Below are 6,650 nucleotides of genomic sequence, written 5' to 3'. Positions count from 1 at the left end.
TCGGCGTGCATCCCGGCCCGGTTCAGCAGCTGGGGCCAGAGCAGCTCGTCCTCGGGGGGCCGCCACCGAGCCTGACGCCCGCTCAGGCGCCGCGATGCCCGAGCGGGTGGGCCGCCACCGGGCCTGACGCCCGCTCAGGCGCCGCGCGCCGCGACGCCCGAGCGAGTGGGCCGCCACCGGGCCTGACGCGCGCTCAGGCGGCGCGGGGGACGACGACGACCGGGCGGCAGGCGCGGCGCAGCAGCCGCGTGGAGACCCCGCCGAGCAGGACCCGGCGGGCCGGGCCGTAGCCGCGGGAGCCGCAGAACAGCACGTCCACCTCGGCCAGGTCGGCCAGCGTCTCCACCACGTCGCCGGAACGCAGCTCCCAGTCGGCCCGGACGCCGGGCACCGACTCGGCGGCCTTGCGCAGCGCTTCCTCGTACGTCTCGCGGGCGGTGTCCAGGAAGGCCCGCTCGGCGTCGTCGCCGAGCAGGAACGGCACCGCGGCGTCGCCGCGAGCGACGACCGTGACCAGCAGCAGCGGGCTTCCGGTACGCCGGGCCAGCCGGGCCGCCTCGTCGAGCGCGGCCCGCCCGTCGGGGGTGTCCACGTAGGCCACGCCGATCCGGCCGAGCGCGCCGGGCTCGTGGGGCATCCCGGCCGGGGCGATCGCGACCGGGCAGACGCTGCCGGCCAGCAGCCGCTCCGCCGTGCTGCCGGCGAACAGCCGCGCGGCCGGCCCGGACGAGCTGGAGCCCACCACCAGCAGCGCGGCGCCGACCTGCTCGGCCAGGTCGTGCAGGCCGTGCGCGGCGGAGCTGGAGGCGAGCACCCGGTACTCCACGCCGGTCGGGTCGCCGAGCGTGGCGCGGGCGCCGGCCAGCACCTCCTCGGCGGCCCGGTGCCGGTCGGCGATCCACTCGGCGTCGATCCGGCCGGAGCCGAGCGCCGACGGCGCCGGGTGGACCGCCGAGACGATCAGCGGAACCTCCAGCAGCCGGGCGGCCCAGCTGCCCAGGGCGAGCGCGTCGGCGGCGGCCGGGCCGTGGTCGACGCCCACCACGACCGGGCCGGTGGGCGGGGCGGTCACGGCTTGCCTCCGTCCCCGTCCGGCCGCGGCTCGTCGGGACGGCTGGCCGGCACCGCGTCGGACGACTGGCGCAGGCGTGAGTGGCGGTAGCCGTAGACGGCGTAGATCACTATGCCGAGCGCCAGCCAGCCGATGAACCGGATCCAGGTGTCCAGCGGCAGGTCGGCCATCAGATAGACGGCGAAGACGATCCCGATGATCGGGAGCAGCGGCGACCACGGCACCCGGTACGGCCGCGGCATGTCCGGCCGGGTCCGGCGCAGCACGATCACCCCGATGTTCACCAGGACGAACGCGAACAGGGTGCCGATGTTGACCAGCTCCACGATGGTGCCCAGCGGGACCAGGGCGGCCAGCACCGAGATCAGTAGACCGAGAATGATCGTGAGGCGGGCCGGGGTGCCGTACCGCTGGTTGACGGTGGCCAGGCGGCGCGGCATCAGGCCGTCGCGGCACATGGCGAAGAAGATGCGGGTCTGGCCGTAGAAGATCACCAGAACCACGCTGGTGATCGCGACGACCGCGCCGAGGGCCAGGATCGCCGCCGCCCAGTTGAGCCCGGCGCCCTCGTCGAGGGCGGTGGCCAGCGGCGCGTCGCTCCCGGACATCTGCTCCGGAGTGGCGATGCCGATCGCGCCGGTCACCGTCAGCACGTAGAACACCGTGCAGATCAGCAGCGAGCCGATGATCGCCAGCGGCAGGTCCTTGGCCGGGTTGCGGGCCTCCTCGCTGCCGGTGGAGACCGCGTCGAACCCGATGTAGGCGAAGAAGATGATCGCCGCCGCCGCGGTCACCCCGTCCACACCGGCCGGGGCGAACGGCGTGAAGTTGCCGGTGCTGAAGTTCGCGAACGCCACCACGATGAAGAAGATCAGCACGGCCAGCTTGACGACCACCATGATCAGGTTGACCCGGGCGCTCTCGGTCACGCCGCGGACCAGCAGGAACGTGATCGCCAGGACCACCAGCACGGCCGGCAGGTTGAAGACGCCGCCGTCCTCGGGTGACGTCGCGATCGCGTCCGGCAGGGCCACGCCGAACGCCGCGTCCAGGAAGGCGTTGAGGTTGCCGCCCCAGCCGACCGCGATCGCGGCCACCGACACCCCGTACTCCAGGATCAGGTCCCAGCCGATGATCCAGGCGACCAGTTCGCCGAGGGTGGCGTACGCGTACGTGTACGCGCTGCCGGACACCGGGATCGACGAGGACAGCTCGGCGTAGGAGAGCGCCGAGAAGGCGCAGGCCACGGCCGCCAGCACGAACGACAGGATGACCGCAGGCCCGGCGATCGCCGACCCCTCGCCGATCACCACGAAGATGCCGGTGCCGATGATGGCGCCGACGCCCATCGCGGTCAGCTGGGTGGCGCTGACCGCCCGTTTGAGCTCGGTCCCCGTCTCGTGTGTCTCGGTGACCAGTGATCCGACGTCGCGGATCGCGAAGATCCCGGCCCGCTTACCCGGTCCGGCCATGGCGCGCCTCCCCCCGGGGCGGCCGCGTCGCCGCCGTTCTGACACCGTGGCCGAGGCGTGCCGGGCGCCGCAAGATGATCGGCGCGATGCGCCGAAACCGGTCGTCCGAGTTGCCGAGCCGGGAGAACAGTGGGAGAAAACCCGTTCGGCGTACGCCCTGTGCGCTGGACGCACGGAACCGCGCGGCAGCCTGCGAGGTGCGTGTCGACAGTTGTACGGTGAGGCGAACGGGCAGGTCGCCCGGCTCGGAGGGCGTGATGGGCGAGGCCGTGATGACCACACGGCGGCAGGCCGACGGCGGGATCGTCGTCGAGGTCCGCGGCAGTCTGGACGCGGCGACCGTCGACGCATTGCGGACAGCGCTGCTCGACACACTGCAGCGGGAGCGACCCGCTCTGATGATCGTGGACCTGACGTTCGTGACGTTCATGGACTCGATGGGGATCGGCACGCTGGTCGCCGGTTACGAGGCGGCCCGCGACATCGGCGCCCGGTTCGTGCTGCGCAACCCGAGCGAGTTCGTCCACCGGCAGCTGCGGGTCACCGGGCTGGCCGAGCTGTTCGGGCTGCCGCCGGGCTCGGCGTCGGCGCGCAGTTACACCGTCTGAGCCGGCACTCGCCGGGAGGCGGTCACCGGGAAGTGGATCGGGCCGCGGATGATCCCCGCGTTGCGGCGGCGCACCGTGCCGGCCCGGGCCAGGCCGGGCATCCGCTCGGCCAGCATGCGCAGCGCGATCACCGCCTCCAGCCGGGCCAGCGGCGCGCCCACGCAGTAGTGGATGCCGCTGGAGAAGGCGAGGTGGTCGGCCTCCGGGGTGCGGTGGATGTCGAACCGGTCGGGATGCGAGTAGACCTCCGGGTCCCGGTTCGCCGCGGCCAGCAGCGTCACCACGAACTGGCCGCGCCGCACCGTACGCCCGGCCAGCTCGACCTCCTCGACGGCGCACCGCGCCGTGCGCTGCACGGGTGGATCCCAGCGCAGCGTCTCCTCGACCGCGGCCTCGGCGAGGCCGGCCGGGTCGGCGCGCAGCGCCGCCCACTGCTCCGGGTGATCGAGCAGCGCGTTGACCGCGTTGCCGATCAGGTTGACCGTGGTCTCGAAACCGGCCACCAGCAGCAGCCGGCACATCGGCAGCAGCTCGTGCGATCGGATCTGATCGCCCTCGGCGGTCAGGATCCGGCTCACCAGGTCGGTGGCCGACTCGGTGTCGGCCGGCTCCCGGCGGCGCAGCACGAAGAGCCTGGCGAAGACGTCGTCCAGCTCATCGCTGGCGGCCTTGAGCCGGGCGCCGTGCCGCAGCGACCGGATGCCGTCCAGGGCGCTGCCGATCGTCGCGCCGTGCCGGGCGAACCGGTCGGCGTCCGCGTCCGGCACACCCAGCAGGTCGGTGATCACCGTGATCGGCAGCGGCGCGGCGAACTCGCTGACCAGGTCGAAGCTGCCCTTCGCCGCGGCCGCGTCGAGCAGCTCGCCGACGCGCTGCTCGATCCGGCCGGCGTAGTCGGCCATCCGCCGCGGGCTGAACGCCGGCTGGGCGAGGCGGCGCAGCCGGGTGTGGTCGGGCGGATCCCGGTCCAGGAACGACATGTCGACCTGCTGATCCGGCGTTGCCCGGCCGGTCAGCTCCGCGGCGCGCACGCCGAACCGCCGGTCCCGCAGCACGGTGTTGCAGACCCGGTGGCTCGGCGTCACGAAGTTGCCCAGGCGGGTGGGGACCAGGTCCCCGCCCGCCCGGATCCGCTCATACATCAGGTACGGGTCGTGGCGGCCCGGTCTGAGCTGCAGCAGGGCCATCGGGTCCCGCCGCACGTATCCGTGAAACATGAAGTCCAGCCGCCGGGCGTACAGCGCCGCGGCGAATCGCAGAGCCCGCACACCCGGCAGCTTAGGACCGTCAGTCCACTTCGGCCACGTAGGAACTCAGCCAGGCCAGCGCCGCGTTCCAGTTGATCGTCAGTTCGTTGGTGGACCAGGACTGGATGTCGTCGATGTAGCAGAACTGCCCGACACAGCCGGCCAGCTTCTGCTGGGCGACCGGGTCCTGGATGGACGAGTTCGGACCGCCGGACAGGGTGCCGGCCGGCGGGTGCGGCAGCGACGGGTCGAGCTGCGCGGCGTACCAGCGGCTGTGCTGGTTCTGCGAGCTGACCTCGCCGTACCCGGTGACGTAGGAGATGTTGAGCGCGTTGCGGCCGAACAGGTAGTCCATGCCGGTGAGCACGCCGTTGCGGTAGCGGTCGAGGCCGGTCAGCTTGTGCGCCGAGGCGAGCACCACCAGGTTGTTGGCGATGATGCTGCTGGAACCCCAGTCCCACACGTTGTTGGTGGGCGCGTAGGCGACGCCGTAGCCGTGGCCGCGCTGGACCGCCAGGTACTCCTCGGCGCCCTTGACCACCTGGGCCTGCACCAGCAGGCGGCCCGGCAGCTTGTTCGGCAGCAGGGCGAGGTCGATCTTGGCCGCGGCAGCGGTGGCCGCCCAGTCGAAGGCGACCGGGCCGAACACGTCGGCCTTGTGCTCCGGCGAGTTGAGCACGTCGGTCGCGTACTGCTTCTCGCCGGTGGTCAGGAACAGCTCGGCGGCCGCCCAGTAGAACTCGTCGGTCACCTTGTCGTCGTTGTAGGCGCCACCGCCGACACCGTCGGTCACCGGTGCGTACCGCGCGGGGTTGGCCTTGGCGGCGACGTAGGCGGTGCGCGCGGCGGCCAGCGCCCGCGCGGCGAAGGCCGCGTCGAACGGCTTGTAGATCCGCGCGGCCTGCGCCGCGGTCGCGGCCAGGTTCAGCGTCGCCGCGGTGGAGACCGGGTGCAGCTCGCGCGGTTGCGGGTCCAGGTGCGGCAGCAGCGGCAGGCCGGTCCAGGCCGCGTCATGGATCTTGTGATGGGCCATGCCGGCGTACGGCTTGCCGGCCGGAACCTGCATGCTCAGGAGGAAGTCCAGCTCCCACCGGGCCTCGTCGAGCAGGTCCGGGGTGGTGTTCCCGCTCTCCGGGATGGTCAGGTTCAGCGTGCGGGAGCCGCGGTTGTGCTCGTACTCGCTGAGCAGGCCCCAGACCGAGATGCCGCCGTTGACCACGTACTTGCCGTGGTCGCCCGCGTCGTACCAGCCGCCGCGCACGTCCAGGGTGTAGTCGCAGACACCGGGCTGGCAGGGGACGTTGCCGTCACCCTGGTTCGGGGCGACGTCGACGTGACCGGCCGGGCGGGCGTACCCGGGGCGCAGGTCGTCGCGGATCTCGATGCCGGAGCGCTGCGTGTAGTAGAGCTTCAGTGCGTCGGTGCGCAGCTTGTCGTAGGCGTTGCCGCCGATGTCGAAGGGCCGGGAGGTATCGCCGTCAGCGGTCAGGGTGAAGCCGGTGCCGGCGCGCTTGTACCTCCCGAAGTCGATCGTGTGCACGTTCTGGCCGGACGAGACGTCGACGCCGTGCGGCTTGGTGCTGCCTTTCGCTACGGTCTTGCCTGCTTTGTCCTTCAGCTCCCACGGCAGGGCGGTGGTCTTCTCGGTGACCACGGTGGCGCCCTTCGGGCCGTTCTTCACGTAGGCGACCTGGTTGACTCTCACCCTGGGGCCGGTGTCAGGCTCGTACTGCTCGGGCGGGACGCCGCCGACGAGGGAGACGTTGTCGACGCAGAAGCGCCACGGGTCGGGGCTGCCACCGACCTGGAAGGCGACCTGCCCCTGCGCGGTGGAGGTGTTCGCGGTGAACGTGTACTCGTAATGCGTCAGGTCGCCGAGGACCGGCGACTGCTCGAAATAGGTGTCGTAGGGCGCGACCGAGAGACCCGTGACCGCCCGGACCACGTGGCCGGCGGTGCCGCTCGCGTCGAAGCTGAACCGGTAGGACTCGCCGGCGACCAGATCGATGTCGTTCTGGCCGATCGCGACGTCCCAGCGGTTGGTGGTGCCGCCCGGCACGTCCAGGCAGGCCTGCCCGTCCGTCAGGGTGATCGGCACGCCGGCGGTGGACCAGAACGGGTCGGCGGTGCTGTCGAAGCCGCCGTTGACGACCTGCTCGACCTCGTCGGCCTGAGCGGGCGCGGCGACGCCGAGCGTGAGGAGGAGTGTGGCTGTTCCTATTTTTAGGGAGCGCTCCCATAGAGGCATGCA

At 72.1% G+C, this 6,650-nt stretch carries 5 protein-coding genes; 1 reads left to right on the top strand and 4 read right to left on the bottom strand.

The annotated features are described in order from the left end of the window. Window positions 1-193 precede the first annotated feature (193 nt). The gene (locus AB0F81_RS07775; protein WP_360192657.1) at window positions 194-1,072 is read right to left on the bottom strand and encodes a universal stress protein; all 879 of its coding nucleotides are present in this window, start codon (window positions 1,070-1,072) and stop codon (window positions 194-196) included. Further along, a complete protein-coding gene (locus tag AB0F81_RS07770) occupies window positions 1,069-2,544 on the bottom strand; it encodes an amino acid permease (RefSeq protein ID WP_360192654.1) in 1,476 nt (491 codons plus the stop codon). The genes AB0F81_RS07775 and AB0F81_RS07770 overlap by 4 nt, the downstream gene beginning before the upstream one ends. 257 nt (window positions 2,545-2,801) lie before the next feature. Here AB0F81_RS07770 and AB0F81_RS07765 point away from each other — a divergent pair, with 257 nt between their 5' ends. Continuing rightward, the gene (locus tag AB0F81_RS07765) at window positions 2,802-3,152 is read left to right on the top strand and encodes an STAS domain-containing protein (RefSeq protein WP_360192650.1); all 351 of its coding nucleotides are present in this window, start codon (window positions 2,802-2,804) and stop codon (window positions 3,150-3,152) included. On the opposite strand, the gene AB0F81_RS07760 is transcribed toward AB0F81_RS07765, so the two are convergent. After that, window positions 3,140-4,420: a cytochrome P450 gene (locus AB0F81_RS07760; protein ID WP_360192647.1), complete on the bottom strand. Its 1,281-nt coding sequence runs from the start codon at window positions 4,418-4,420 to the stop codon at window positions 3,140-3,142. The two genes, AB0F81_RS07765 and AB0F81_RS07760, sit on opposite strands and share 13 nt — an antisense overlap. 19 nt (window positions 4,421-4,439) lie before the next feature. Further along, entirely contained in the window at window positions 4,440-6,647 is a 2,208-nt protein-coding gene (locus AB0F81_RS07755) for a glycoside hydrolase family 9 protein (protein WP_360192644.1), read from the bottom strand. Window positions 6,648-6,650: the final 3 nt, after the last annotated feature.

This window comes from Actinoplanes sp. NPDC024001 (assembly GCF_040638955.1).
In the GTDB taxonomy this organism is placed as follows: domain Bacteria; phylum Actinomycetota; class Actinomycetes; order Mycobacteriales; family Micromonosporaceae; genus Actinoplanes.
The sequence above is the reverse complement of the archived record's forward strand: the minus strand, read 5'-3'. Positions and strand labels throughout refer to the sequence as shown.

Coding starts and splice junctions, on each gene's coding strand:
- AB0F81_RS07770 (WP_360192654.1), bottom strand. CDS start 2,544: ATGGCCGGACCGGGTAAGCGGGCCGGGATCTTCGCGATCCGCGACGTC.
- AB0F81_RS07765 (WP_360192650.1), top strand. CDS start 2,802: ATGGGCGAGGCCGTGATGACCACACGGCGGCAGGCCGACGGCGGGATC.
- AB0F81_RS07755 (WP_360192644.1), bottom strand. CDS start 6,647: ATGCCTCTATGGGAGCGCTCCCTAAAAATAGGAACAGCCACACTCCTC.